This is a genomic window from Arthrobacter sp. TJ-238 (assembly GCF_058269215.1).
Window position 1 is genome coordinate 24,574 of sequence record NZ_JBZCNH010000007.1, and the last position, 25,934, is coordinate 50,507.

The following is a 25,934-nucleotide window of genomic DNA, read 5'->3' on the forward strand; positions in this document are numbered from 1 at the left end:
CATGCGGTGGGAAGGCCAGAAAGTGACAGCGGACGGCGTCGTGCCGTCGACACCGGCCCTGCTGCCGTTGGCCGGGCTGGTCCGCAGCGTGCAGACACCCGAGTTCGCGGGCATCACGTTCCACGAGGTGACCGCCAGGTCGATCCTCAACAGGGTCCCCCCGACGTCGTCGATGCCGTTCTCCTGGACCATCAACCCATTCCGCGGCTGTTCCCACGCCTGTGTCTACTGCTTCGCCCGCAAGACGCACAGCTACCTCGACCTGGACACGGGCCTCGACTTCGATGCGCAGCTGGTGGTCAAGATCAACGCGGTCGAGGTGCTCGCCCGCGAACTCGCGCGCCCCTCCTGGGAGCGCGAGCACGTGGCCCTGGGGACGAACACCGACCCGTACCAGCGCGCAGAGGGCCGCTACGGGCTCATGCCGGGGATCATCCGGGCCCTCGCGGACTCGGGGACGCCCTTCTCGATCCTCACGAAGGGCACGCTCCTGGCACGCGACCTGCCGCTGCTGAAGACCGCGGCGCGGTCGGTCCCGGTCGGCATGGGTATCTCCCTCGCGCTCGTGGACCCGGTCCTCGCCGAGGCGATCGAACCCGGGACCCCCGCCCCGAAGGCACGCCTGGCCCTCATCTCCCGTCTGCGCGAGGCGGGCCTGCCGTGCGGTGTCCTGGCCATGCCGATCCTGCCCTGGCTCTCGGACGGGGACGAGTCGCTGGACCGACTGTTCGGGGCACTGGCGGCGGCGGGGGCCACGGGGGTCACCGCGGGTCCCCTGCATCTGCGGCCGGGCTCACGCGAGTGGTTCATGCAGTGGCTGGCAACCCACTACCCGCATCTCGTCCCACGCTACGAGGAGCTCTACCGCGGGGGGAGCTACGCCTCCAAGGAGTACCGGGACTGGCTGTCCGGCAGGATCCGGCTGTTCCGCGGGAAGCACGGCCTGGCGGCGGGCGCCGGCTTCTTCCGCAACCTCTCGCCTGCGGGACAGCAGGAACCGGTCGCCGGCCGGTCCGCCGCTACGCCGGTCCAGGCAGCGCTGTTCTAGCCGCGCCGGCCAGGCGGTCCGTCACCGCCCGCAGGGCGTCGAGGATGGGCCGGTCGGCCGGGATCCACGGCAGGGCGTCGAGTTCCCGGGCAGGGCGGAGCGCCACCCAGCGCAGTTCGTCGTGGTCCTGCAGGGGCGCCGCTTCACCGGCCTCCGTCTCGGCGAGCCACACGCGCATCGCCGCCGTGGCGTGGAGCGGCCAGCCCCGCGGACCCGGGCCGCCGATCTCGGGGCCGAGCCGCGCCTCGATGCCCAGTTCTTCCTCGAGTTCACGGAGGAGCGCCGCCTCGCAGGTCTCGCCGGGTTCCACCTTGCCTCCGGGGAACTCCCACATCCCGGCGAACTGCGGGGGCGCCGTCCTGCGGGCCACGAGGAGCCGGGTGGGGTGCTGGAGGGAGTCGACGACGGCGGCTCCGACGATCTGGCGGAGCGCGGTCTCTGCGGGGTGCGTCACCGGCCGAGTCTATCCATGGAAAACCGGCCACCGCGGCATGCCTCCGGCGTCGGGTGGTCCGATCCGGTCCTCAGCTCTCCTCGGGCGAGGCGAGCGCGTCCCCGGTGGCTGCCGTCTGGTGCTCGGGGTTGTCGCCGCGGCGGTACTCCCCCTGCGGGCTCAGGCCGGGGACATGCTGCCCCGCGTTGAGTTCGGTGGAGGTGTACGTCTCCTCGGAGAACTCCGCGGCACTCTCGCTCTCGGGTTCCTGGGGGAGGTTGATGTCCTGCCGCAGGTGCTCGCTCTGCGGCAGTTGGAAGGAGTTCGGCGTCCAGCCCATGATGCACTCCGATCTATCGGTGGGTCGATTGGTTCTATCGGTGGTTCGCTTGCGGCGAGTGGTTCCGGCGGGGCCGCCCGTCGCGGGCAGGCTCCCGGGCTCGTCATGATATCGCTGTACGTCCTCGGCCCGTGGCCCTGGCGAGGATCCTGTGCGCGGGCCGCCGTGCCGCCTCGTGATGGTCCGCGATCCCGCCCCGCGCGAGATGGGTGACCCGGAGAGCCCCCGAGACGACGTCCTCGAGGCTGCCCCGGCGCAGGAGTGCCGCTCGCTGGCGCCGGGCCCCGGTACCGCGCGCCAGGAGCTGACGCAGCAGCGACTCGGCGATCTCCGCGTCGCCCTGGTCGCGGAGGGCCGGCCCGACGTGGCGCAGCAGCGCCAGCGCCACGGAGCCGGCGTCCTGCGGCTTCCCGGTGAGCGGATGCAGCAGCATCCCGTCCAGGCCGAACCGGCCCGCCCGCCAGGACGCCATCCTCACCATGGCCGTGGGCACGGCGAGCGGCACGACGCCGGCGCGCCACTCGCGTGCTGCCGTCTCGACCAGTCCCCGCGTCAGCAGGGCGAGCAGGACGGCGTCGTCCGAATACAGGCACACGTCGCTGACGCGTACCTCGACGGTGGGGTGGTGGTGGCTCAGGCGGGCGTCGAAGTAGATCTGCGCGAGGTCCACCGGCACCGCCGTGTCGAGCAGCCCGGTGACGGTCGCGTGGTACCGCTCGGGCGTGCCGAAGATCTCGCACGGGCCGGTCATGGGCCAGCGGCTCCACGCCTGGGACCGGTAGCTGGCGTACCCGGTGTCCGTCCCGTTCCAGAAGGGCGAGTTGCCCGAGAGCGCGAGGAGGACCGGCAGCCAGGCGCGGATGCGGTCGAGGACGGCGACGCCCTCCTCGTCGTCCGCCACGCTGACGTGGACATGACAGCCGCAGGTCAGCTGCTCGCCCGCCGTCAGCGCGAACGTGTCCTGCATCTGCTCGTAACGCGTGCCCGGCGAGGCGATCGGGCGCGCGGGCTGGGGCGATGTGGCGAGGGCCACGGCCCGTGCGCCCACCCGCCGCGCCGTCTCGTCGGCGAGGGCCCGGCACCGGGCAATGTCCATGGCGAGGTCGTTCACGTCGTCGTACGGGTGGGTACTCGTCTCGATCTGCTCCTGCTTGATCTCGCAGCTCAGGCGCTCGTCGTGGCACAGGCGGAAGGCCTCCTGGCCCAGCGGCACCGCGTGGCCGCCGTCGGCGTCGACAAGGAGGAACTCCTCCTCCACGCCGAAGGTCCTCATGACCGCACCCCGCCGGTCGGGGCGGAGCACTTCCTCGCGTGCTGCAGCGATCGGGGGAAGGTGGTGGGCATGGTGGGTCTCCCTCAGCGGAACGATCGTCGGGCCGCTGCTGAACCACGTTGTCGTCCATCCACCGTAGGACCGCCCACGGTGCCGCAGCAATGTCGCCGCGGCGCCGCTCTCTGTTGACTTTCCGGGCCGATGCGGTCATCGCCTACGCTTGACGGAGACGACGGGGTCCGCGTCGCCGCGTGTTCTCCCCGCGCCTCGGAGGGCGGCGACCTTCCCTTCCCCGAATGATCACGCCGCAAGGACACCCATGACTGCCCCCGTTCCATCCCCGACGTCCTCCCAGCGGCTCGCAGGCCGCCCGCTGGCCATGGCCATCGGGGCGCTGGCCGTGGGGGGCTTCGCCCTCGGGACCACCGAGTTCACCATCATGGGTCTGCTCGAGCAGATGCGCGCCGATCTCGGCGTCGACTACGAGCGTGGCGGTCAGGTCATCTCGGCCTACGCGCTCGGCGTCGTCGTCGGCGCGCCGGTCCTTGCCACGCTCGGCGCGAAGAGACCCCAGCGCTCGGTCGCCCTCGCCCTCGCCCTGGTCATCACGCTGGCCAACCTCTCCTCCTTCTTCGCCTCGGGTTTCGGATGGATGCTGGTCTCCCGGTTCCTGTCCGGACTGCCGCACGGCGCCTACTTCGGTGTGGCCGCCGTCATTGCCGCGTCCCTCGCCGATCCTGCCCGGCGCGGGCGCGCCATCTCGATGGTCATGCTAGGGCTCAGCATCGCGAACGTCGTCGGGGTGCCCTTCGCGACCTGGGTGGGCCAGCAGTTCGGCTGGCGGTCCATGTTCCTGCTGGTGGGGCTGATCGGTGCGGCCACGCTGGTGCTCATCAGGGTGTTCGTCCCGGCCCTCCCCGTACGGCAGGGGGCCAGCATCCGCGGTGAGCTCGGAGCGCTGCGCCGTCCGCAGCTGTGGATGACACTGCTCATCGGGATCGTGGGTTTCGGCGGGTTCTTCGCCGTCTACTCCTACATCGCGCCGCTGATGACCGAGGTGGCCGGAGTGGGGGCTTCCCTCCTGCCGTTCGTCGTCGCGCTGTACGGGGTCGGCATGGTGGTCGGCAACATCCTCGGCGGACGGCTGGCGGACCGCTCGATCATGGGCAGCATCTACGGATCGATGACCGCCATCGCCGTGGTTCTGCTGGTCTTCCCGCTCGCGGCCGGCACGCCCTGGTCGGCATTCCTCTTCGTCTTCCTCGTCGGGGCGACCGGCTCCACCCTCATCCCGCCCCTGCAGGCGCGCCTGCTGGACGTCTCCCCCGGAGCTCCGTCCCTCGCCTCGTCGATGAATCATTCCTCGCTGAACCTGGCGAACGCGCTCGGCGCAGCACTCGGGGGCGCCGTCATCACGGCCGGTTGGGGCTTCACGGCGCCGGCCCTCGTGGGCGCGGTCCTCGCCGTGCTGGGACTCGGGGTGGCCCTCGTCAGCGGAAGGATGGACCGGCGGCAACGCGCCGGGTCGCAGCGCCGGTCCGTCCCCGTCGCCTGAGGCGCGGCACTCGGGTCCGGCCGGCAGGCCGCGCTAGCCGATGCGCTGCGCGCGCGCCGAGGCGTATAGGCAGACCGTGGCGGCGGTGCCGACGTTGAGCGATTCCGCGTTCCCGTAGACGGGCACGGCGACCCTCGCGTCGGCGGCCGCGGTCACGGCCGGCGGCAGTCCCTGCGCCTCGTTGCCGAAGAGCCACGCGGTCGGATCCTCCAGGCGGACGGAGCCGGGAAGACCTTCTTCCGCGCCGGGCACTGGTCCGGCGCCCTCCGGGAGCGGTCCGCCCATGGCGCGGGCAGCACTTGCGTCCTGCAGGTCGTCGAGATCCACGGCCCCGTACCCGTCGGCGGCGAGGACGGTCATCCCGCCGCCCTTCAGGCGGTCGGTCAGCCCGTCGAGCTCCACGCCCAGGACGAGCGGCAGGTGGAACAGCGAACCGACGGTGGAGCGCACCGTCTTCGGGTTGTAGGGATCCACGCTCGCGCCGGTCAGGATGACGGCGCCGGCGCCGGCGGAGTCGGCCGCGCGGATGATGGTGCCCGCGTTACCCGGGTCGCGCACCTCGACCAGCACGGCCACGAGCCGAGGTCCGGCGGCGAGGACGTCCTCGAGCGGGACGTCGACGAACCGGCAGACCGCCACGAAGCCCTGCGGTGTCACGGTGGACGACATCGCCGCGAGGACCTCCGGTGTCGCCTGTCGGAGGACGGGCGCACCGTCCAGGGCGAGCAGCGCCGCGATGTCGGCATGGCGCTCGAGCGCCTCCGGCGTGGCATAGGCACCGACGACCACGTCGTCCCTGCCCGCCCCACGCCGCTCGAGGTGGAGGCGCAGCGCCTCACGCACGGCCTGCGGCCCTTCGGCGAGGAATTCGCGGCGCCGCAGACGCGACGGACGCCTTGCCAGGCGTGCCACCTCCTTCACCCGATCAGCCTGGGTGTTGGTCATCAGTGGCGCCTGGGGGCGTCCGTCGTCAGTCATCGTGGTCCGGTGGGCGGGCCACAGGGCCCGCTCCAGCCGATGTGCCTAGGCCGAGGCCTTGAGCGGGGCCGACGTGTCGGCCGGCAGAGCGTTCTTCGCGATCTGGACGAGCGCGGCGAAGGCGGCTCCGTCCGTGACGGCGAGGTCGGCGAGCATCCGGCGGTCCACCTGGATCTCGGCGGCCTTGAGGCCCTGGATCAGGCGGTTGTAGGTCAGGCCGTTGGCGCGGGAGGCAGCGTTGATGCGCTGGATCCAGAGGCGACGGAAGTCGCCCTTGCGCTTGCGGCGGTCGCCGTAGCTGTAGACGAACGAGTGGAGCAGCTGCTCCTTGGCCTTGCGGTACAGGCGCGAACGCTGTCCGCGGTAGCCCTTGGCGCGCTCGAGGATGACCCGACGCTTCTTGTGGGCATTGACTGCCCGCTTCACACGTGCCACGTGCGTACTCCTTTTGTTCTTCGGTGACGGCCGCAGCCGCAGCGCCGCACGGTCCGTGCGTACGCTTTCCCCGGGGTGGATAGGTGGTTAGATGCCCAGCATCTTCTTGATGGTCTTGGTGTCGGCCTTCGAGACGATCTGGTCGCTCGCGAGGCGGCGCGTCACGGTCGAGGACTTGTGCTCGAGGTAGTGACGGCGGTTGGCCTGCTGGCGCTTGAGCTTTCCGCTTCCGGTCAGCTTGAAGCGCTTCTTGGCGCCGCTGTGGGTCTTCATCTTCGGCATGGGAACCGATCTCCTTCTGGTAGCCGGGGCGTGTGCGCCCCGAGTTCGACACCGTGTCGATGCCTGCTGGTTGTGGAACGAGCCCGTCAGGACCGGCCTGAAGGCCTAATCCGTGCTCCCGGGCTTGGGCCGGCTGGTCGGGCTCTTGGATGGAGCCGCCCTGCCGGCGGGCTTGGGGGTCGCCGACGGCTTCGGCGCTCCGGGCTTCGGCGTGGCCGAGGGCTGGGCTGCTGCGGACGGCTTCGGTGCCGATGCGGCAGGCTTGGGGGCCGTTGCGGCAGGCCTCGGTGCGGGGGCGGGCGGAGCCGACCTCGGTGCCGGGGCAGCCGCTGCGGGACGGGACGTCGCAGGGCGCGGAGCCGAAGCGGGCCGGGACGTGGCAGGGCGGTCGGCAGCCGAACGCGGCGCCGTCGACCGAGGGGCCGACGAGGTGCGGGCCGGTGCTGCCGGAGCCTGCTCCGCCTTCGGTGCCTGCACGGGCTGGGCCGCCGTCGTGCCGGAGTCCGTCGCCTCCGCCGTGGGCGCGCTCTGGGCGGGTGCCTGGGGGGCATCCGTCCGCTGTGCCTCGGCTGCGGTGTCGGTCTCCGCTGCAACGGTCTCGACTGCCTCGGGCGCACTCCTGATCTCGTAGCCCTCGGGCAGCAGGTCCGCGAGGGACTGCGTCAGCGGCGCGTTGTCGGCACCGGAGGTATCGACGCGCGGCGGCGCCTCGCCGTTCCTGGCGGCCTCGTTCGCTGCCTTGGCCTCGGCACGCTGGGTCTCCCGTCGCGCCTCCGCCTTGGCTTCGGCCTTGTTCTTCGTGGGACCGATGACCATGACCATGTTGCGGCCGTCGATACGCGGCGAGGACTCGACGATGCCTACCTCGGCGACATCTTCCGCGAACTTCTGCAGCAGGCGGATACCCATCTCGGGGCGCTGCTGCTCACGTCCGCGGAACTGGATCATGGCCTTGACCTTGTCGCCGGCGCCGAGGAAGCGGATGGCGTGGCCGCGCTTGGTCTCGTAGTCGTGCGTGTCGATCTTGAGGCGGAAACGGATCTCCTTCAGGACCGTGTTGGTCTGGTTCTTCCGCGCCTCGCGGGCCTTGACGGCCGCCTCGTACTTGTATTTGCCAAAATCCATGAGCTTGGCGACCGGCGGCTTGGCCTGCGGTGCTACCTCGACAAGATCCAGGTCGGACTCGGCGGCAAGTCGGAGTGCGTCCTCGATACGGACGATTCCTACCTGTTCGCCGGCAGGTCCGACCAACCGCACCTCGGGAACGCGGATACGATCGTTGATTCTTGGCTCGCTGATGTGTGACTCCTGTGGATGCTCAAGCTGAAACCGCCTGCAGACGAAAGAAGGCCTTCCATTGCATGCGCAATCGAAGGCCTCGGTAACCGGTCATGCACGGTCGGGGAGGCAGAAGCCTCCTGCGCAACGGCAGAACCGACCAGGTGACCCGGCTACCTGCAATGCGACGAGCGGTCGCACCAGGCAAACGCGGGTGGGAGAGGACTCCGCTTGCATCCCGGCCACCACCCGCCGCTCCTGGAGGGAGCACGGCAAGTAACGGCGACCGGTTGGTCTATGCCAAGCTTACCAGTATGGACACCCCACACGACAATCCGCAGCCCGCCCCCGACGAGGTGCCCGCACCGGTGACCCGCCGCAGCTTCGCGGACGAGCAGGAGCAGGGCCCCGACACGCCGGACGACGCCGAGCAGGACGTCCGACGGCAGATGAGGGACATCTCCGAGGTGGCCGCCGTCGAGGTCATCGTCACCTCCGCGGTCCACCTCATGAGCGCCGCGGCGGTGAAGTGCGGCCTCGGCCACGAGGAGAACGCCGAGCAGCTCAAGGACCTCGACGAGGCGCGCAAGCTCATCACCGCTCTCGCCGGTTTCGTGACGGCCGCGGCGCCGGAGATCGGTTCCCAGCACGCCGGACCGCTGCGCGACGGGCTCCGCTCCCTGCAGCTCGCTTTCCGGGAGGCGTCGATCATCCCCGACCCGCCCGGCCAGGGCCCTGGCGAGAAGTACACCGGGCCGGTCAACTAGCGCTTCCCGGCAGCCCGCTACCGAGCGGGCTGCCCCGATGCCGCCGGGGACCGGAGGCTCCGACCGCGCGCGAGGTAGCCGATGGCGCCGATGGCCGCGGAGACCACGGACACGGCGGTGAAACCGCCCCAGGGGCCGGTCGCGTCGATGAGCAGCCCTGCGACGGGTGCGCCCAGCGCCACACCGGAGGTCAGCGCGGAGCCGTACCAGCCCATGGCCTCCCCCCGCCGGTCCTCCGCGACGAGGTCCGCGACCTTCTCCGAGGCGGCAGAGAGGACCGGCGCACACAGCAGACCCGGCGGGATGGACAGCAGTGCCAGTGAGAGCGTGTCCTGGGCGAATCCCATGGGCAGCGTCAGGAGTCCCATGCCGAGCAGCAGCAGCGACGGCGGGACCGGCCGGTGCAGGGCTCCGTAGAGGAGACCGCCGACCACCGACGCCGCGCACCACGCCACGAACACGAGCCCCAGCTGCCCCTCGTTCCCGGTGAGCTCGAGGGCCGCGACGATGCCGACCTCGGACCCCGACAGGACCAGTCCGGCACCCGCGGCGATCACCATGACCAGGACGAGCGGCGCCGTCAGCCACGGGAACGCGCGACGCACTCCCCTGCGCAGCATCGAGGGCCCGCGCCCCGCCGTCGTGCCCGGGTGTCCGACGAGGTCGGCCGGGGCCTCCCCGAGCACCGCCGGCCCGGGTGCCGGGACGGGGTCCGTGACGGGGGCGGCATCGTGCAGCTGCTCGGACCGCGTCGCGGGGTTGATCCACATGAGGAAGAGCCCGGCCGACGCGGCGGCGACGCCGACGAGGGTGAGGCCGAGGACGGAGGACACCTGCGTGGCGAGGACGACGCCGACCGCCGGTCCCGCCATGAAGACCACTTCCGTGGAGATCGCATCGAGGGTGAAGGCCGTGCGCCGGCGGTCACCGTCCACCAGGACGCCGAGTGCCTGGCGGATCACCGAGAAGGCCGGGAGGGTGAAGAGTCCCCCGATCAGGGCCGCGACGAGCAGCCACTGGTAGGACAGGTGCGGCGCGATCGACCAGATGATCGCCTCGGCGACCACCGACGGGATGAGTGCCCGGCGCAGCCCCACGTCGTCGATCCGCCGGCCGCGCCAGGGAGCGCCCACGGCGATGCCGATCGTGACGACGGCCGCCACGGCGCCCGCTTCGGCGTAGCCCCGGTCGAGGGTCTGCACCACGTGCAGGGTCAGCAGCACGCCTGCCGCGGAGTGGGGGAAGCGGGCGATCATCCCGATGATCAGCAGCGTCCGCACGGAGCGGATCCGCAGCAGGTCGCGGTAGACGGCGAAGTTCACGGCTCTGTCTTTCCTGGCCGACGGCGCTGCGTCAGCGGGTGAGTTTGATGTCGAGCGAGTCGACGCGTTCCACGAAGGCATCGACGCCCAGGAGCGTCGCCCGGAAGGCCGCGACGACGTCGTGCACGTCCTGCGGCCCCAGCCCACCGCGGAGCCGCAGGTCCATCCGCAGCTCCGGTCCGGGTCCTCCGCCGGAAGCAATGGTACCGTCGGCGGCCCGTGCGAGGACGCCGGCGGCGGGCCGCAGAGCCACGGAGAGGATGTCCGGCACCTCGCCCGCCGCGGTCGCGACGAGCGATGCCAGGTCGGGGTCCTCGTACGACGGTCTCCAGTCGATCTGCCGGGCGAGGGCCCACACGGCAGGACGCCGGAGGACGACCGTCACCTCGCCGCCCGGGTCGAGCACCATCAGTTCGGCGTCCTCCGCCGCCGCGGCCAGGGCGGCCCGCGCGGCGTAGGCCGCCACGGGCCTCGCATCCGCGTGCCAGCGGGTCAGCGCCGCCGTCGAGGAGAACACCGGCAGGGCCTTCCTCCCGTCCGGCGCGGTCAGCGTGACGAGCGCCATCTCGGCTTCCTTGTCGGCCGCCAGGCCGGCGACGCCCTCCGCCCCCTGGCCGAGCCGGGCGACGATGGGGATGAACACGCGTGCGGTGGTGAGCGCCGTGAAGACCGCCCGTTCGCGCGGGCCGGGCTGGTCCACCGCCCCGTCGGAGGCTCCCAGGAGCCCTGCCACGGCAGCCGAGAGCGGATGGTCGGCGGAGCCGTCGTCGTCGTCGAAGGCGTGCAGCGGATTCGCGGGACCGGACAGGTCCCGGCCCGCCCAAGCCCGACCCGCGGAGTCGGCGGTGTTGCCGGCGAGTGCCGCGGCGATGTGGGCGGGCAGCTCCCTCCGGCTCACGCGGCGGGCAGCCCTGCCACGTCCAGTGCCTGCGGCAGGGTGAAGGCACCGGCGTAGAGGGCCTTGCCGACGATGGCGCCCTCCAGCCCGCGCGGCACGAGGTCGCGGAGGGCCGCGATGTCGTCCAGGCTCGAGATCCCGCCCGACGCCACGACCGGGCGGGTGGTCCTGGCCAGCACCTGCTCGAGCAGGGCGATGTTCGGCCCCTTGAGCGTCCCGTCCTTCGTCACGTCCGTCACCACGTAGCGTGCGCAGCCGGCGTCCTCGAGGCGCTGCAGGACCTCCCAGAGGTCGCCGCCGTCCTCCGTCCAGCCGCGTGCCGCGAGCGTGGTGCCGCGCACGTCGAGTCCGACGGCGACGGCGTCGCCGTACCGGGCGATGGCGAGTTCGGTCCACTCGGGGTTCTCCAGGGCGGCCGTCCCGAGGTTCACCCGCGTGGCGCCGAGCTCGAGTGCGGCGTCGAGGGATGCGTCGTCCCGGATGCCGCCGGAGAGCTCCACCTTGATGTCGAGGTGCTTCACCACGCGCTCGAGCAGGGGCTGGTTGGAGCCCCGGCCGAATGCGGCGTCCAGGTCGACCAGGTGGACCCACTCCGCCCCGGCCTCCTGCCACGCGAGGGCCGCGTCGAGCGGGTCGCCGTAGCCGGTCTCGCTGCCGGCCTCGCCCTGGACGAGGCGGACGGCCTGCCCGTCGGCGACGTCGACGGCGGGGAGGAGTTCGAGCGAGGGCTGTTCGGCGAAGGGGCTCATGGTCTGCTTTCGTGCGGGCTGCGGGCTGCGGAAGTCCGGCGGGATGGGGTCGGGTCGGGTCCGGCTAGTCGCCGGGGAGGGTGAAGAGGTAGGCGGCGAAGAGCGAGAGGCCCGCCAGCGTGAGGAAGGCGATCCATACCCAGCGCGGGAAGTCCTGGCTGCGCAGGGAGTACGCGCCGCCGATGAGGAGGCCGGCGGCTCCCATGAGCACGAGGCTCAGCACCGGTTCACCGCAGGCCCTCGATCCAGTTCCGCAGCAGCTGCGCTCCGGCGTCGCCCGACTTCTCGGGGTGGAACTGCGTGGCGCTGAGCGGGCCGTTCTCGACCGCGGCGATGAAGGGCCCGCCGTGGTGGGACCAGGTGACCTGCGGGGGCTTCATGGCGGGCTGGGTGACGTCGAAGGACCAGTCCTGGACGCCGTAGGAGTGCACGAAGTAGAAGCGCTCGTCCCCGATGCCGTCGAACAGGACGGTGTCCGCGGGGGCCTCCACGGTGTTCCAGCCCATGTGCGGTACGACGTCGGCCTGGAGCCGCTCGACCGTGCCGGGCCATTCGCCCATGCCCGGCGTGCGCACGCCGTGCTCCACGCCCTCGTCGAAGAGCACCTGGAGTCCCACGCAGATCCCGAGGACGGGGCGGCCGCCGGCCACGCGCCGGCCGATCATGCGCAGCGCGTCGACGTCCTTGAGCCCCTTCATGACGGCGGCGAACGCGCCCACGCCCGGGACCAGCAGGCCGTCGGCGGTGAGGACGTCGTCGGGCTTGGCGCTCAGTACGACGTCGGCTCCCACGTGTTCGAGGGCGCGGACGACGGAGCGGACGTTGCCCGAGCCGTAGTCGAGCACGGTCACGGTACGCGGGCTCACAGCGCTCCCTTCGTGGAGGGGATGCCCTCGACCCGGGGATCGGGTTCCACAGCGGCACGGAGCGCCCGGGCAAGGGCCTTGAACTGGGCCTCGACGATGTGGTGCGGGTCGCGGCCGGCGAGGACGGTGACGTGCAGGCAGATCTGCGCGTGCAGCGCGATGGCCTCCAGCACGTGCCGGGTGAGCGATCCCGTGAAGTGGCCGCCGATGAGGTGGTACTCCTGGCCCGCCGGTTCGCCGCCGTGCACGAGGTACGGGCGTCCCGAGATGTCGACGACGGCGTTCGCGAGGGCTTCGTCCAGCGGGACCGTGGCCTCGCCGAAGCGGCGGATGCCGGCCTTCGTGCCGAGGGCGATGCGGAGCGCCTCCCCGATGGCGATCGCGGTGTCCTCGACCGTGTGGTGGACGTCGATGTGCGTGTCCCCGGAGGACGTGATGGCGAGGTCGATGAGCGAGTGCTTCGACAGGGCGGTGAGCATGTGGTCGTAGAAGGGCACCGTGGTGTCGATCGAGGACACCCCGGTGCCGTCGAGGTCGAGCTCGACGACGACGCTGGACTCGCTCGTGACGCGTTCGATCCGGGCCGTGCGGCCGCGGGCGGCATCAACTGTCATTGCATTCCTTCTGTGCGGTGCCGGGCATCCGGCGCCGATCGGGGTTCGGCGGTGGCTGGGGACGATGCACGGTGAGGTGCGGGACCGCCCCCAAGTCTAGGAGACTCGCGTGCGGGACGATGCTCCATGCGGGCTGGAGCGGGCTAGAGCAGCTTCGTCAACGCCGAGAGGAACACCGTGGTCTCGTGTTCTGTTCCCGCTGTGACCCGCAGTGACCCGGGGATGCCGACGTCGCGGATGAGGACCCCGGCCTCCAGCAGTCCCTCCCAGACGCGATGCGGATCATCGAGGCCGGAGAAGAACACGAAGTTCGCATCCGACGGTGCCGGCGACAGGCCGAGCCCCTCCAGTTCCCTCACGATGCGGTCGCGCTGCACCTTGATCGCCTCGACGTTGGACAGCAGCGTGTCCGCGTGCGTGAGCGCGGCGTTGGCCGCGGCCTGCGTGATGGCGGACAGGTGGTACGGCAGGCGCACCAGCCGCAGGGCGTCGGTGATCTCGGGCGCGGCCGCGAGGTAGCCGATCCTGGCTCCGGCGAGGGCGAAGGCCTTGCTCATGGTGCGGGACACGAGCAGCCGCGGGCGCCCGGGCAGCAGCGTGAGCGCGCTCGGCGTGCCCTGCTGCGCGAACTCCCCGTACGCCTCGTCGACGATGATGATGGCGCGGGCGGCCTCGCCGGCGTCGTAGGCGGCCTCGATGACGTCGAGACCCAGGGCCGTGCCGGTGGGGTTGTTCGGCGAGCACAGGAAGACGATGTTCGCGCCGGACTCGCGGACCGCCCGGGCCGTGGCCTCGGGCGTCATGGCGTAGGCGGCCCCGCGCTCCGCCGTGACGTAGCGCGTGCCCGTGCCGCTGGCCAGCAGCGGGTACATGGAATAGGTGGGCGGGAATCCGATCGCCGTCCGCCCCGGTCCGCCGAAGGCCTGGAGGACCTGCTGCAGGACCTCGTTGGAGCCGTTGGCCGCCCAGAGCTGGTCGGGGGTGAGGCCGTGGCCGAGGTAGTCGGCGAGGTTCTTCCGGAGTTCGGTGAATTCGCGGTCCGGGTAGCGGTTCAGCCCCTGCGTGGCCCGGGCGACGGCCTCCACGATGGCCGCGTGCACGTCGTCGGGGACGCCGTGCGTGTTCTCGTTGACGTTCAGGAGGATCGGGACGTCCAGCTGGGGGGCGCCGTAGGGGTGCAGCCCCACGAGGTCGTCACGCAGCGGGAGGTTTGCGAGGGCGTCGACGGAGGAGGGCACCTCACGAGTTTAAGCGATGCCGGCTGCAGCGGCGAACGGACGGCACCGGATGACGACGATTGCCACCGCCGGGTGCCGCGTGCCTAGCCCGCCGCGGGGATCGCGACTGTCTGCCCGGCCTGGACGACGGAGCCGCGGAGGTCGTTGAGCTCGACCATCTCCGCGACGACGTCGCGGGGATCGCGCTCCGGTGCGTACCGGACGGCGAGGTCCCAGAGGGACTCCCCCGCCGCGACGCTCACCTCGACGGTCGACGACGGCGCGGGCAGCGACTCCCCGGCCTGCGCCTGCGAGGTGAGGAAGGCGCCGAGGAGGATGAGCGCCGCCACGCCGAGCGCGATCGGCAGGCCGACCAGGACGAACCGACCGCGCCGCGTCAGCGTCAGGGGGCGCTCCGCACTCCGCTGCGTGGAGGTACGGGGCTGCGTGGAGGTACGGGGCTGCGTGGATGCAGGAGGCTGCAGGGCGGTCCGGGGCTGCAGGAAGGCGTGGGCGGAGATCGAGGGTGCTGTCGCCGTGCGGGATGGTCGGGGTACGCGCGGACGGGCCGTCGCGGTGCGCTCCGGTGTCGTCGGGCGGACGAGACGCAGGCGTCCCTCGCCGCGGGTGGGGGTCAGCGCCCATAGCGCCGTGCTGCCGTGCAGTGCGGGTGCTTCAGCCATTGCCTAGCCTCTTTCCCTTCGAATAGCCGATCAGGGCTGGACTCCTGTTTCGAACGCGTGTTCTAATTTATCTGAGCCTATTTCTAGCACTGACCGACGACCGTTGTCGAGACTCGCTCGAACATATGTTTGAAAAGCCCCACCGTCTGCCCTAGCGTGAACAGGGCAGGGCATCGACGGCACCGGCTGCTACAGAGCGGCAGGCACGGCGTCGACATACCTCAGGCAATCACCCGCCACTGACAGAACCGCTTCCCGCGCAGGCGGGGGGCGGCAGGCGGGCACAACGGGATCTCCAGTCCAGGGCGAAAGGCGCAACAGTGGCGGAACCAACACGGACGGACCGGCCGGAATCGAACACGGCCGAGGTGCCGGCGGACGCCGTTCCCATCTCGGCCGGTCGCGGCCGTCCCCGCGGCCGTTCGGTGTCCAAGGGGCTGACGGCGCGCCAGCTGACGATCCTCGAGACCATCCAGCGTTCGATCGCGGACAAGGGGTACCCGCCGTCGATGCGTGAGATCGGCGACACGGTGGGCCTCGCGAGCCTCTCGAGCGTGACGCACCAGCTGTCACAGCTGGAGCGGCTCGGCTATCTCCGGCGCGATCCCAAGCGCCCCCGCGCCATGGAGGTCCTGCTGCCGCTCACACTGCCTCCGGAGGCGCCGGCGGGCACGGACGGAGCACCGGAGCGGAAGTCCTCCGGTGAGCACCGCGTCGCGGTGGACACGGCACTGGTACCGCTCGTGGGCCGCATCGCAGCGGGCGGTCCCATCCTCGCGGACCAGGTGGTGGAGGACGTCATGCCCCTCCCCCGGCAGCTCGTGGGCCACGGCGAGCTCTTCATGCTCCGGGTCTCCGGCGACTCGATGGTCGACGCCGCGATCTGCGACGGCGACTGGGTGGTGGTCCGCAAGCAGCAGAGCGCACAGAACGGCGACATCGTCGCGGCCCTGCTCGACGACGAAGCCACCGTGAAGACCTTCCGCCAGCGTGACGGCCACACCTGGCTCCTGCCTCAGAACACGCGCTACGAGCCCATCCTCGGCGACCACGCCAGCATCATGGGCAAGGTCGTCTCGGTGATGCGCGCGCTCTAGCGGCCCGCTTCCCCGGAGGGCGCCGCAGTCCCGGACTGCGGCGCCCTTCGCGTACCCCGGGGCAGGCGTGTCAGCGGGCGGAGAGCCGTTCGAGGATCCCGGTGACCGTGGCCCTGTCGGTCGTCGCCCAGAACGGCGGCAGCGCGGCGCGGAGGAAACCGCCGTAGCGGGCCGTGGCAAGGCGGCTGTCGAGCACGGCGACGACACCCCGGTCCCCCGCCGAGCGGATGAGCCGGCCCGCCCCCTGCGCCAGTCGCACCGCGGCATGGGTGGCGGAGACGCTCATGAAGCCGTTGCCGCCGTTCCGTGCGACCGCCCGCGTGCGCGCGGTCATCAGGGGATCGTCGGGTCGCGGGAAGGGGATGCGGTCGATCACCACGAGGCGGCACGAGGCACCGGGCACGTCCACGCCCTGCCACAGTGACATCGTGCCGAACAGACAGGTATCCGGTTCGGCGGCGAACCTGTCCACGAGGCCGCTGAGCGAGGACTCGCCCTGGCAGAGGATCTCGAAGTCGACCTGCGGGCGCAGGGCCTCCGCTGCCTCCTCGGCGGCCCGCCGGGAGGAGAACAGCCCGAGCGCACCCCCGCGGGAGGCCTTCAGGAGCGCCAGCAGCTCCTTCAGCTGCGCATCGGAGGTACCCCGCTCCGGTTTCGGCAGGTCCTTCGCCACGTACAGCACGCCCTGCCGGGGGTAGTCGAACGGGCTGCCGACGTCGATACCGGTCCACGCGGGCGCGCCCGGTCCGCTCAGGCCCAGCGATCCCGCGACCGGACCGAACTCGGCGCCGATGGCGAGCGTCGCGGAGGTGAGGATCACGGTGTGGTCCTCGAACAGGCCCTCCCGCAGGCGTGCCGCGACGGACAGCGGCGCGACGTTGAGCGTGGCCGGCGCGGCCTCGTCCGGCTGGGCGTAGCCGGAGCCGGGCGTGAATGTGCTGGGGCGGGACGCCCAGACCACCTCTCCGGCGGCGGCGGCCGAGAGGATCCGCTCCGCGAGGTCGAAGACCAGGGTGGCGCGCGAGCGGGCCACCTGCCGCCCGCCGTCGGCGTCGGCCTCCGACTTGCCGTCGGTCTTCGTGTCGGACAGCGCGGCCCGCGCGGCGTCACGGACCTGCTCCAGCGACTGCTCGAGGTCCTCCGGCAGGCCGCCGGGCAGGAGCCCGGAGGGGACGAGCTCCGACGCAGCCTCGAAGGCGGACGCTGCGGTGTCGAGGCCGGCGGTGCCGATCGAGGCGTGGCGGCGCAGAGCCGTGGAGGCTGCGCCCACCATCGAGGCGGAGAGCTGCCCGGACACTGCCCCGGTGACGCGGTCGTGCAGCTCGTGGGCTTCGTCGATCACGACGACGTCGTACTCGGGCAGCACGGCGAGCCCCTCGAACGCACTGATGGCGAGCATGGCGTGGTTGGTGATGATGATGTCGGCATCGGCGGCCGCGGCGCGCGCCTTCTCGCTGAAGCACTCCTGCGCCACGGGACAGCGGGCGGCGCCGACGCACTCCATGCTGGACACGGATACCTGGCGCCACGCGCGGTCGCTGACGCCGGGCACGAGGTCGTCGCGGTCGCCGGTGGAGGTCTCGTCCGCCCATTCGCGGAGCCTGACCACCTCGCGGCCGAGGGCGGAGGATGGACCGCCGCCACCGAGCGCGGGAGCCGGGTGCGGTGTCGCGTCCTCCCCGAGGCTGAAGAGGGCATCCGGGGCGTCCTCCTCGGGGAAGCCGCCGCCGGTCTTGTGGAGGCAGACGTAGTTCGAGCGGCCCTTGAGCAGCGCGACGTCGACGGGGCGTGCGAGAGCGGGCCGCACGGCGTCGAGCAGGCGCGGCAGGTCCCGGCCCACGATCTGAGCCTGCAGGGCGAGCGTCGCCGTGGAGACCACCGACGGGCGGTCGCTGTCCATGGCGTGGGCGATGAGCGGTACGAGGTAGGCGAGCGACTTGCCCGTGCCGGTGCCCGCCTGCACGAGCAGGTGGTCGCCGGAGCGGATGGCTTCGCTGACCTGCCGCACCATCTCGTGCTGGCCGGCGCGCATCTCACCGCCCATGGCCCCTACGGCGGCGTCGAGCAGCTCGAGTGCCTGCCGGGCCTCGGCGGTGTGGCGCGCCGGGTCCGGCGCCACGACGGCGGCGCCGGACGGCGTGCTGTCACTCATGCCGCAGATACGGCTCCAGGTCGGCGGCCAGGCCCTCGCGGACCATGACCTCGAGGCGTGTGCCCTCGTCGACGTGCTCGAGACCGAGGATCTCGACGTCCTCCTCGTGCAGCCGGCTGAGGACCTGTCCCTGCTCGTAGGGCACCAGCAGGTCCATCTTGACCCCGGGACGGGGGATGTTCGTGCTGATGAGCTGCCGGAGCTCGGTGAGCCCGGCACCCGTGCGGGCGGAGACGACGACGGAGCGCGGCTCGCGCTGCCGCAGCCGCTCGATGACGAACGGGTCGGCGGCATCTGCCTTGTTGAACACGATGATCTCGGGCACCTTGCGGGCGTCGATCTCGGTCAGGACGGCACGGACGGCCGCGATCTGCCCTTCCGGGTCCGGGTGCGAGGCGTCGACGACGTGGAGGATCAGGTCGGAGTCGGCCACCTCCTCGAGGGTCGAACGGAACGCCTCGACCAGCTGGGTGGGCAGCGAGCGGACGAACCCCACGGTGTCGGCGAGCGTGTAGCCGATGCCGTCGGGGGTCTCCGCCTTGCGCACCGTCGGATCGAGGGTAGCGAACAGCGCGTTCTGAACGAGCACGCCCGCGTCGGTGAGGCGGTTCAGCAGGGACGACTTCCCGGCGTTGGTGTACCCGGCGATCGCGACGGAGGGCACCTGGTTGCGCCGGCGGTTGGACCGCTTCGTCTCGCGCGCGGGCTTCATCGCGGCGATCTCGCGGCGCAGCTTCGCCATGCGGGTGCGGATCTTCCGTCGGTCGAGTTCGATCTTCGTCTCACCGGGACCACGGGAGCCCATGCCGGCGCTCGCGCTGCCGACCTGTCCACCGGCCTGGCGGGACATCGACTCGCCCCAGCCTCGGAGGCGCGGCAGCAGGTACTCGAGTTGCGCGAGCTCCACCTGGGCCTTGCCCTCGCGGCTCTTGGCGTGCTGGGCGAAGATGTCGAGGATCAGCGCGGTGCGGTCGATGACCTTGACCTTGACGATGTCCTCGAGGCCGCGTCGCTGGGACGGGGACAGCTCGCTGTCGACGATGACCGTATCTGCACCGGTGGCCTGCACGATGTCCTTGAGCTCCTGCGCCTTCCCGGAGCCGAGGAAGGTGCCGGGGTCCGGCTTCAGCCGGCGCTGCACGATGCCGTCGAGCACCTCGGAGCCCGCCGTCTCGGCGAGAGCGGCGAGTTCCTGCAGCGAGTTCTCGGCGTCCTGCGCAGTCCCCTCGCTCCACAGCCCGGCGAGGACGACGCGCTCGAGCCTCAGCTGCCGGTACTCGACCTCCGAGACGTCCTCGAGTTCCGTCGAGAGTCCCGCGACACGGCGGAGGGCACGGCGTTCGGCCAGGTCCTGCTGGTCCCCGTCGGCGTCCGACCGCTCGTCGTCGCCTGACAGGGCGAGGGCACGCGAGCGCCAGTTGGTCTCGACGGGTGCGCTGGTCGTGCCCGGTGTGGTCCCCTTCTTCGCCTTCGCCGCGGCAGCTTCATCGCTTGCCAGGATGCGGTCGATGACGGCTTGGATCTCCTCCGGGCCCATGTCGGCTCCGGTGGAATGTCCGTGGTTCTCGGTCATAATCTCCCTAGTTGGCTGTCTGTCGATTCTACGGCCGTCCTCCGGGTCGTTCCATCGGATTCTCCCCCGGCGAAACCGTTGTCCGCCTGCGCCGTCGACCGCCTGTGGATACGGGCCCGGACGGGTGAGGGCGGGTGAGGGCGGGTGGGGGCTGGTGGGGGCGTGCCACTAGGCTTTCCTCCATGGATTCACAGCAGGAGCCGCAGCACTATTTCAGCGCCCAGCCGGCGGGCCCGGACACGCGGAGGCCCCTTTCGGTCGTCCTGGCGGGCGGGCAACGGGACCTCGTGACGTCGTCGGGCCTCTTCAGCCCGGACGGCGTGGACAAGGGCACCGCGATCCTCCTGGACTCCGTTCCGGATCCCGCGGGGCGGCGCCTGCTCGACCTCGGCTGCGGCTGGGGGCCGATCGCCCTCACCCTGGCCCTGACGGCACCCGATGCCGAGGTCCTCGCCGTCGACGTCAACGAGCGGTGCATCGCGCTGACCGCGGAGAACGCCCGGCGGCTGGGGCTCCGCAACGTCACGGCCAGCACGCCCGACGCCGTGGACCCGGACCTCGAGTTCGACACCATCTGGTCCAACCCCCCGATCCGCATCGGGAAGCAGGAACTGCACGCCCTGCTGCTCCGCTGGCTGCCGCGCCTGGCTCCCGGCGGGAGCGCCTGGCTCGTGGTGCAGAAGAACCTGGGCGCCGACTCCCTGCAGCGGTGGCTCGCCGAGGAGCTGCCCGCGGGCTTCGGCGTGCGGCGTGCGGAGACGTCGAAGTCGTTCCGCATCCTGGAGGTGCGGCGCCCCGCGTGAGATCGGCCGGCGGCCTTCCGTGCCGCCGGCTCAGTCTGCGGGCAGCAGCACGCCGTCGGCCACGAGGACGGCCGGTCCGCTGAGCTGCACGTGCTCGCGGTTGTCGGGACCGGCGAAGAACGTCACGCCGACGACGCCCCCGGGCACCGACACGAGCCACTGGGCCGGGGCCCCCTCGCCCGCCCAGAACCGGGTGCCGGCAGCGGCGGCGCACGCGCCCGTACCGCAGGACTGCGTCTCGCCGACACCCCGTTCGTGCACGCGCATCGTGAGGCGTCCGACGCCGTCGGCCCCCACGAGCGGGTCCGACGGGACGACGAGTTCGACGTTGGTGCCCTCCGGCGGCACGGGCTGGACCGCGGGCGGGCGGTGCAGCTCCGTCCGGTCCAGCTCCGCATGTTCGGCCAGCGCGACGACGGTGTGGGGGTTGCCCATGCTGATGGACAGGGCGGGCCGGTCGACGTCGAGCCCTCCGATGGCGACGAGGGAATCCATGCCGCGCGCCACGGCCGCGTCCGGGAAGATGAACTCCCACGGCCCCATGTCCACGGCGTAGCCGTCCCCGGACCGTGTCACGCGCTTGACGCCAGCGCGGGTGCCGATGGCGAGCTCCCCGCCCGCTGGGAGCTCGGCGACGCCCTTCGCGAGGAGGAAGTGCGCGAAGACCCTGACGCCGTTGCCGCACATCTCGGACACCGACCCGTCGCCGTTGCGGTAGTCCATGAACCACTCGGCGCGCGGTTCCGTCTGGAGCAGGGCGCGTCCCTCGGGCAGCGAGGCGGAGCGGACTGCCCGGATGTAGCCGTCGGCGCCGATCCCGCGGTGCCGGTCGCATGCGGCCGCGACGAACGCCGGGTCGATCGGCGCGTCGCCGTCGGGGTCGAGCGTCAGGATGAAGTCGTTGCCCGTCCCATGGCCCTTCGTGAAGGGGAGCCCGGGGGGCTGTGGTGCGGGGGGCACGGGCGTCTCGCCGGGGAAGTCGGTCACCCTTCTAGGATAGGTGCCGCGGCGCGGCCGACGAGCCCGGCGGCCGCCTCGGCGAGGTGCGGCACCTGCCAGTCGAGCCAGGCGACGCGCGGGTCGCCGCGGAACCAGGTGAGCTGGCGCCGGGCGAAGCGGCGGGTCGCGGCGATCGTGTCCTCCACCGCCTCCGCTTCCGTCAGGGTCCCGTCGAGGACCTGGAGGAACTGCCCGTACCCCAGGGCACGGGACGCCGTCCTCCCGTCGCGGAGGCCCGCCGCGGCGAGCCGGCGGACCTCGTCGGCGAGACCGGCCCGCACCATGGCATGGACCCGCTCGGCCAGGCGTGCGCGCAGCACGTCCCGGTCGACGGCGAGGCCGATCTGCACCGCCGGCTGGTGGTACTCGCGCCGCGGCATGAAGGCGCTGAAAGGGCGTCCGCTGAGCTCGTGCACCTCGAGCGCCCGCACGAGGCGGCGGTCGTCGTCGATCCGATCGGCCGACACGGGATCGACGGCGCGGAGCCGCGCCCGGAACGCCGCACTGCCTCCGGCGGCGAGGTCCGCCTCGAGCCGTGCCCGCACCCCCGCGTCGGTGGGCGGGAACTCCAGGCGATCGAGGGCGGCCCGCACGTAGAGGCCCGAGCCGCCGACCAGGATGGGGACCCTGCCGCGCTCGCGGATGCCGTCGATGACCCGGCGGGCGTCCTCCTGGTATGCGGCGACGCTGGCCTCCTCGGTGACGTCGAGGACGTCCAGCAGGTGGTGCTCGACGCCGTGACGCTCCTCGCGGGGCAGCTTCGCCGTACCGATGTCCATCCCCCGGTAGAACTGCAGGGCGTCGGCATTGACGACCTCGCCGCCGAGGCGCTGCGCCAGGGCGACGCCCAGGTCGGACTTCCCCGAGCCCGTGGGACCGACCACCGCGACGACCGGGAGGACGGCCGGGCGGCCGGCCGGAAGGGTCAAGGGGCGCTCGCGCGGACGGGCAGGGACGGCATCCCGAGGGACACGGCGCGCGGGGCGCCGTCCGATGGTCCGGGGACGCCGCACGAGTCGGCCTGGCTCCGGTCCCAGGCATCGCCGGCGCGTGACCGGCGCAGCGAGTACTCCGCGGGCGACGGGTCGGACAGCAGGTGGAACGAGGCGGCCTCGGTGACGGGAAGCGTCACGAAGTCGCCGGGCCGCGGGGCCTCGGCGCCTGCCGGGACGGAGAAGTGGACGAGGCGCTGATCGCGTGCCCGCCCGGTGAGCCGGTGGGTCTCGGAGCCCTTCCGGCCCTGCTGGTCGGTGACGAGCACCTCCACGGTCGCGCCGACCTGGCGCGCGTTCTCCTCGCGGGCGATGCGGTCCTGCAGGGCGGTGAGCCGCTCGAAGCGTTCCTGCACCACGGCCTTCGGCAGCTGGTCGGGGAGGTCGGCCGCCGGGGTGCCCGGGCGCTTGGAGTACTGGAACGTGAAGGCGGTAGCGAAGCGGGACTGCTCGACGACGTCGAGCGTCGCCTGGAAGTCCTCCTCCGTCTCGCCGGGGAACCCGACGATGATGTCCGTGGAGATGGCGGCGTGCGGCATCCGGTCACGGACGCGGTCGAGGATGCCGAGGAAGCGTGCGGACCGGTAGGACCGCCGCATCGCCTTCAGCACGGTGTCCGACCCGGACTGCAGGGGCATGTGCAGCTGCGGCATCACGTTCGGTGTCTCGGCCATGGCATCGATGACGTCGTCGGTGAACGCGGCGGGGTGGGGGCTCGTGAAGCGGACGCGTTCGAGTCCCTCGATCGACCCGCAGGCGCGCAGCAGCTTCGCGAAGGCACCGCGGTCCCCGAACTCGACGCCGTAGGAGTTGACGTTCTGGCCGAGCAGCGTGACCTCGACGGCGCCGTCGGCCACGAGGGCCTCGATCTCCGCGAGGATCTCCCCCGGCCGCCGGTCGCGCTCCTTGCCCCGGAGGGACGGGACGATGCAGAAGGTGCAGGTGTTGTTGCAGCCGACGGAGATGGACACCCAGCCGGCGTAGACCGATTCGCGCCTGGTGGGCAGCGTGGACGGGAAGACGTCGAGGGACTCGAGGATCTCGAGCTGGGCGTCCTGGTTGTGCCGGGCGCGCTGTAGCAGGGCGGGCAGCGCGCCGATGTTGTGGGTGCCGAAGACGGCGTCCACCCAGGGCGCCCGGCGGAGGATGGTCTCGCGGTCCTTCTGAGCGAGGCAGCCACCGACGGCGATCTGCAGGTCGGGGCGGGCTTCCTTCACAGCCTTGAGGATGCCGAGATTGCCGTACAGCTTGTTGTCGGCGTTCTCGCGTACGGCGCAGGTGTTGAAGACGACGACGTCCGCCTGGCCCTGCTGCACCCGGACGAGCCCGGCATCCTCGAGCAGGCCGGAGATGCGCTCGGAGTCGTGCACGTTCATCTGGCAGCCGAAGGTGCGTACCTCGTAGGTGCGCTGATCGGGGACGCCGGGGGTGCTGCCGGTCTCACTGGTGGTCGCGCTGGCGGGACCCGGGACTGTGATGCTCACGTCATCCAGCGTACGGCGGGCGGCGCGGACGTCCACAATCGCGGGTCAGTCGGCATCCGCCTCGGCGAGGACGCCCTTGACGAGCGAGAAGGCCGTGCCGGGGCTGTAGCCCTTGCGTGCGAGGACGCCGACGAGGCGCCGCACCTCCTTCTCCCGGACGGCACGGTCCGACAGGTCGGCGTTCCGGCGGAGCTTGCGGCGGACGACGTCGCGCGCCTGCTCGTGTTCGTCCTCGTCGGAGATCTGCAGCAGGGCGTCCTCGGCCAGGTCGCCGTCGATGCCCTTGTCGGCGAGTTCGCGGCGCAGGGACGAGCGGGAGAGCGCCTTCGCGGCGGTCCGTGTCCGCACCCACATCCGGGCGAACTCGGCGTCGTCGATCAGCTGCACCTCCTCGAACCGGTCGAGGAGGGAGGTGATGATCGCGGGCGGGACGGCCCGCTCGGCGAGCTTCAGGGCGAGCTGGTGGCGGCTCCTGGCGCCGAGGGCCAGCTGGCGCAGCAGGACGGACCGGGCCTCCGACGTCCACTCCTCGTCGCTCTTCCCGGCGACGGATGCTTCGGGCCTCCCGGCTCCGGTGGGGCCACCCCTCGACCGTCGCCTGCCCGAGCCGTCCGAGCCGTCCGAGCTGCCCGGGCCGTGTCCGACGTCGACGGGGGCTGCGTCCTCCCCGGGAGTCTCCGCGGGGTACTCCACCGGCGGGGCGTCGGCGGACGAGCCGACGACCGGCCCGAACGGGTCGTCGGACCGTGCCCGGCGTGAGCCACTGGTGCGACCGCCCGTGCGTGCTTTCCGCTGCCCCCCGCCCGAACGCCGGCTCCCGAAGGACGAGGAGGACGAGGAGGACAGCGCGGAACCCCGGCGCCCGAAGGACGAGCGCCGGGGTTCCTCGGCAGCGGGAGGATCAGAAGCAGGGTCGGATCCGTCCGCACCGAACAGTCCGGACGAAGTCCCCCACTCGACCGGGCCCGCTCCGGTATCGGACGGCACCGGGCCTACTCGCCGCTGACGGCCTTGAGCTTGGGAGCCTCGGCCTCGTCGACCGCGGGCTGCACCCCGATGCCCAGCTTGACCCTGATCTTCTGCTCGAGCTCATCCGCGAGGTCCGGGTTGTCCTTGAGGAACTTCCGGGCGTTCTCCTTGCCCTGGCCCAGCTGGTCGCCGTCGTAGGTGAACCAGGCACCGGACTTCTTGACCAGGTTGTTCTCGACGCCCACGTCGATCAGGCCACCCTCGCGGGAGATGCCGTGACCGTACAGGATGTCGAACTCGGCCTGCTTGAACGGCGGGGCCATCTTGTTCTTGACGATCTTCGCGCGGGTGCGGTTGCCCACCGGGTTCACGCCTTCCTTCAGGGTCTCGATGCGCCGCACGTCGATACGGACCGACGCGTAGAACTTCAGCGCCTTGCCGCCCGTGGTGGTCTCGGGGCTCCCGAAGAAGACACCGATCTTCTCGCGTAGCTGGTTGATGAAGATGGCGGTGGTCTTGGTCTGGCTCAGGCGGCCGGTGATCTTCCGGAGCGCCTGGCTCATCAGGCGGGCCTGCAGACCCACGTGGCTGTCACCCATCTCACCCTCGATCTCCGCGCGCGGGACGAGGGCTGCGACGGAGTCGATGACGATGATGTCGATCGAACCCGAGCCGATCAGCATGTCCATGATCTCCAGCGCCTGCTCGCCGGTGTCCGGCTGCGAGACGAGGAGTGCGTCGGTGTCCACGCCGAGCCTCTTCGCGTACTCGGGGTCGAGCGCGTGCTCGGCGTCGATGAAGGCCGCGATGCCGCCGTTGCGCTGGGCGCTGGCGACGGCGTGGAGCGCCACGGTGGTCTTGCCGGAGGATTCCGGGCCGTAGATCTCGACGACCCTGCCGCGCGGCAGTCCACCGATGCCCAGGGCGACGTCCAGGGCGATGGAGCTCGTGGAGATGGTCTCGATGGGGGCACGGGTCTCGTCCCCGAGACGCATGACGGATCCCTTGCCGTACTGCTTGTCGATCTGGGCGAGAGCAGCTTCGAGGGCTTTCTCGCGGTCTGGAGCGGCCATTCTTCACCTCGGTTTTTCATGGCCAACTGGCCTGTTTACGTGTTCGGTACGACT

27 protein-coding genes are annotated in these 25,934 nt (G+C 71.7%); 5 read left to right on the forward strand and 22 right to left on the reverse strand.

Translation table 11 applies throughout. The features are described from left to right. Position 1 precedes the first annotated feature (1 nt). Positions 2-1,048: an Rv2578c family radical SAM protein gene (locus AC4D2O_RS15165; protein WP_490908181.1), complete on the forward strand. Its 1,047-nt coding sequence runs from the start codon at positions 2-4 to the stop codon at positions 1,046-1,048. On the opposite strand, the gene AC4D2O_RS15170 is transcribed toward AC4D2O_RS15165, so the two are convergent. The 3 genes from AC4D2O_RS15170 to AC4D2O_RS15180 form a co-directional block, all read right to left on the reverse strand. Beyond that, entirely contained in the window at positions 1,020-1,502 is a 483-nt protein-coding gene (locus tag AC4D2O_RS15170; protein WP_490908182.1) for an NUDIX domain-containing protein, read from the reverse strand. The genes AC4D2O_RS15165 and AC4D2O_RS15170 overlap by 29 nt on opposite strands. Positions 1,503-1,572: 70 nt before the next feature. Next, the gene (locus tag AC4D2O_RS15175; protein ID WP_490908183.1) at positions 1,573-1,821 is read right to left on the reverse strand and encodes a hypothetical protein; all 249 of its coding nucleotides are present in this window, start codon (positions 1,819-1,821) and stop codon (positions 1,573-1,575) included. A gap of 103 nt (positions 1,822-1,924) precedes the next feature. Next, complete coding sequence (locus AC4D2O_RS15180) at positions 1,925-3,094, reverse strand: glutamate--cysteine ligase (protein ID WP_490908184.1); 1,170 nt, start codon at positions 3,092-3,094, stop codon at positions 1,925-1,927. 319 nt (positions 3,095-3,413) lie between these two features. On the opposite strand from AC4D2O_RS15180, the gene AC4D2O_RS15185 reads away from it, so the two are divergent. Next, positions 3,414-4,649: an MFS transporter gene (locus AC4D2O_RS15185; protein WP_490908185.1), complete on the forward strand. Its 1,236-nt coding sequence runs from the start codon at positions 3,414-3,416 to the stop codon at positions 4,647-4,649. A gap of 33 nt (positions 4,650-4,682) precedes the next feature. Here the strand turns inward: AC4D2O_RS15185 and AC4D2O_RS15190 are convergent, their stop codons facing one another. The 4 genes from AC4D2O_RS15190 to infC all read right to left on the reverse strand — a co-directional run bounded on the left by AC4D2O_RS15190 (position 4,683) and on the right by infC (position 7,601). After that, a complete protein-coding gene (locus AC4D2O_RS15190) occupies positions 4,683-5,627 on the reverse strand; it encodes a TrmH family RNA methyltransferase (protein ID WP_490908186.1) in 945 nt (314 codons plus the stop codon). A 45-nt stretch (positions 5,628-5,672) separates the two neighbouring features. Continuing rightward, the gene (gene rplT, locus AC4D2O_RS15195) at positions 5,673-6,062 is read right to left on the reverse strand and encodes a 50S ribosomal protein L20 (protein WP_055772447.1); all 390 of its coding nucleotides are present in this window, start codon (positions 6,060-6,062) and stop codon (positions 5,673-5,675) included. 87 nt (positions 6,063-6,149) lie between these two features. Further along, on the reverse strand, positions 6,150-6,344 hold the full coding sequence (gene rpmI, locus AC4D2O_RS15200) for a 50S ribosomal protein L35 (protein WP_104050748.1): 195 nt from the start codon (positions 6,342-6,344) through the stop codon (positions 6,150-6,152). A 105-nt stretch (positions 6,345-6,449) separates the two neighbouring features. After that, entirely contained in the window at positions 6,450-7,601 is a 1,152-nt protein-coding gene (gene infC, locus AC4D2O_RS15205; RefSeq protein WP_490908187.1) for a translation initiation factor IF-3, read from the reverse strand. 335 nt (positions 7,602-7,936) lie between these two features. Here infC and AC4D2O_RS15210 point away from each other — a divergent pair, with 335 nt between their 5' ends. Further along, positions 7,937-8,389 (forward strand): DUF1844 domain-containing protein, encoded by a 453-nt coding sequence (locus AC4D2O_RS15210; RefSeq protein ID WP_490908188.1) that lies wholly within the window; start codon positions 7,937-7,939, stop codon positions 8,387-8,389. Between the two features lie 17 nt (positions 8,390-8,406). On the opposite strand, the gene AC4D2O_RS15215 is transcribed toward AC4D2O_RS15210, so the two are convergent. The 8 genes from AC4D2O_RS15215 to AC4D2O_RS15250 form a co-directional block, all read right to left on the reverse strand. Then, positions 8,407-9,711: an MFS transporter gene (locus AC4D2O_RS15215; RefSeq protein WP_490908189.1), complete on the reverse strand. Its 1,305-nt coding sequence runs from the start codon at positions 9,709-9,711 to the stop codon at positions 8,407-8,409. Between the two features lie 31 nt (positions 9,712-9,742). After that, the gene (locus AC4D2O_RS15220) at positions 9,743-10,609 is read right to left on the reverse strand and encodes an SseB family protein (RefSeq protein ID WP_490908190.1); all 867 of its coding nucleotides are present in this window, start codon (positions 10,607-10,609) and stop codon (positions 9,743-9,745) included. After that, complete coding sequence (gene priA, locus AC4D2O_RS15225) at positions 10,606-11,358, reverse strand: bifunctional 1-(5-phosphoribosyl)-5-((5-phosphoribosylamino)methylideneamino)imidazole-4-carboxamide isomerase/phosphoribosylanthranilate isomerase PriA (RefSeq protein WP_490908191.1); 753 nt, start codon at positions 11,356-11,358, stop codon at positions 10,606-10,608. The genes AC4D2O_RS15220 and priA overlap by 4 nt, the downstream gene beginning before the upstream one ends. Before the next feature lie 64 nt (positions 11,359-11,422). Next, entirely contained in the window at positions 11,423-11,581 is a 159-nt protein-coding gene (locus AC4D2O_RS15230) for a hypothetical protein (RefSeq protein ID WP_490908192.1), read from the reverse strand. A 4-nt stretch (positions 11,582-11,585) separates the two neighbouring features. Further along, positions 11,586-12,224, reverse strand: a complete 639-nt coding sequence (gene hisH / locus AC4D2O_RS15235; protein WP_104050753.1) for an imidazole glycerol phosphate synthase subunit HisH — start codon at positions 12,222-12,224, stop codon at positions 11,586-11,588. Further along, a complete protein-coding gene (gene hisB, locus AC4D2O_RS15240) occupies positions 12,221-12,838 on the reverse strand; it encodes an imidazoleglycerol-phosphate dehydratase HisB (protein WP_490908193.1) in 618 nt (205 codons plus the stop codon). Before hisB ends, hisH begins: the two co-directional genes overlap by 4 nt. 143 nt (positions 12,839-12,981) lie before the next feature. Beyond that, positions 12,982-14,076, reverse strand: a complete 1,095-nt coding sequence (locus AC4D2O_RS15245; RefSeq protein WP_490908194.1) for a histidinol-phosphate transaminase — start codon at positions 14,074-14,076, stop codon at positions 12,982-12,984. A gap of 83 nt (positions 14,077-14,159) precedes the next feature. Further along, the gene (locus AC4D2O_RS15250) at positions 14,160-14,738 is read right to left on the reverse strand and encodes a LysM peptidoglycan-binding domain-containing protein (protein ID WP_490908195.1); all 579 of its coding nucleotides are present in this window, start codon (positions 14,736-14,738) and stop codon (positions 14,160-14,162) included. A 389-nt stretch (positions 14,739-15,127) separates the two neighbouring features. Between AC4D2O_RS15250 and lexA the strand changes: the two genes are divergently transcribed. Beyond that, positions 15,128-15,835 (forward strand): transcriptional repressor LexA, encoded by a 708-nt coding sequence (gene lexA / locus AC4D2O_RS15255; RefSeq protein ID WP_490908329.1) that lies wholly within the window; start codon positions 15,128-15,130, stop codon positions 15,833-15,835. Between the two features lie 70 nt (positions 15,836-15,905). On the opposite strand, the gene AC4D2O_RS15260 is transcribed toward lexA, so the two are convergent. Together AC4D2O_RS15260 and hflX are read right to left on the reverse strand one after the other, a co-directional pair. Continuing rightward, positions 15,906-17,987, reverse strand: coding sequence for an ATP-dependent DNA helicase (locus AC4D2O_RS15260; protein ID WP_490908196.1), 2,082 nt, complete (start codon positions 17,985-17,987; stop codon positions 15,906-15,908). Beyond that, positions 17,980-19,560 (reverse strand): GTPase HflX, encoded by a 1,581-nt coding sequence (gene hflX, locus AC4D2O_RS15265; RefSeq protein ID WP_490908197.1) that lies wholly within the window; start codon positions 19,558-19,560, stop codon positions 17,980-17,982. Before hflX ends, AC4D2O_RS15260 begins: the two co-directional genes overlap by 8 nt. A gap of 182 nt (positions 19,561-19,742) precedes the next feature. On the opposite strand from hflX, the gene AC4D2O_RS15270 reads away from it, so the two are divergent. After that, positions 19,743-20,363, forward strand: a complete 621-nt coding sequence (locus tag AC4D2O_RS15270) for a class I SAM-dependent methyltransferase (RefSeq protein WP_490908198.1) — start codon at positions 19,743-19,745, stop codon at positions 20,361-20,363. A 30-nt stretch (positions 20,364-20,393) separates the two neighbouring features. Here AC4D2O_RS15270 and dapF read toward each other — a convergent pair whose 3' ends face one another. From dapF to recA, 5 genes are read right to left on the reverse strand one after another with little or no spacing between them, the layout of a single operon-like run. Next, entirely contained in the window at positions 20,394-21,350 is a 957-nt protein-coding gene (gene dapF / locus AC4D2O_RS15275) for a diaminopimelate epimerase (protein ID WP_490908199.1), read from the reverse strand. Then, entirely contained in the window at positions 21,347-22,291 is a 945-nt protein-coding gene (gene miaA / locus AC4D2O_RS15280) for a tRNA (adenosine(37)-N6)-dimethylallyltransferase MiaA (RefSeq protein ID WP_490908200.1), read from the reverse strand. Before miaA ends, dapF begins: the two co-directional genes overlap by 4 nt. Beyond that, positions 22,288-23,838 carry a tRNA (N6-isopentenyl adenosine(37)-C2)-methylthiotransferase MiaB gene (miaB, locus tag AC4D2O_RS15285; RefSeq protein WP_490908201.1) on the reverse strand — a complete coding sequence of 517 codons (1,551 nt, stop codon included), beginning with the start codon at positions 23,836-23,838 and terminating at the stop codon, positions 22,288-22,290. The genes miaA and miaB overlap by 4 nt, the downstream gene beginning before the upstream one ends. A gap of 45 nt (positions 23,839-23,883) precedes the next feature. Beyond that, on the reverse strand, positions 23,884-24,825 hold the full coding sequence (locus AC4D2O_RS15290; RefSeq protein WP_490908202.1) for a regulatory protein RecX: 942 nt from the start codon (positions 24,823-24,825) through the stop codon (positions 23,884-23,886). Positions 24,826-24,830: 5 nt separating this feature from the next. Further along, the gene (gene recA / locus AC4D2O_RS15295; RefSeq protein ID WP_490908203.1) at positions 24,831-25,880 is read right to left on the reverse strand and encodes a recombinase RecA; all 1,050 of its coding nucleotides are present in this window, start codon (positions 25,878-25,880) and stop codon (positions 24,831-24,833) included. Positions 25,881-25,934 lie beyond the last annotated feature (54 nt).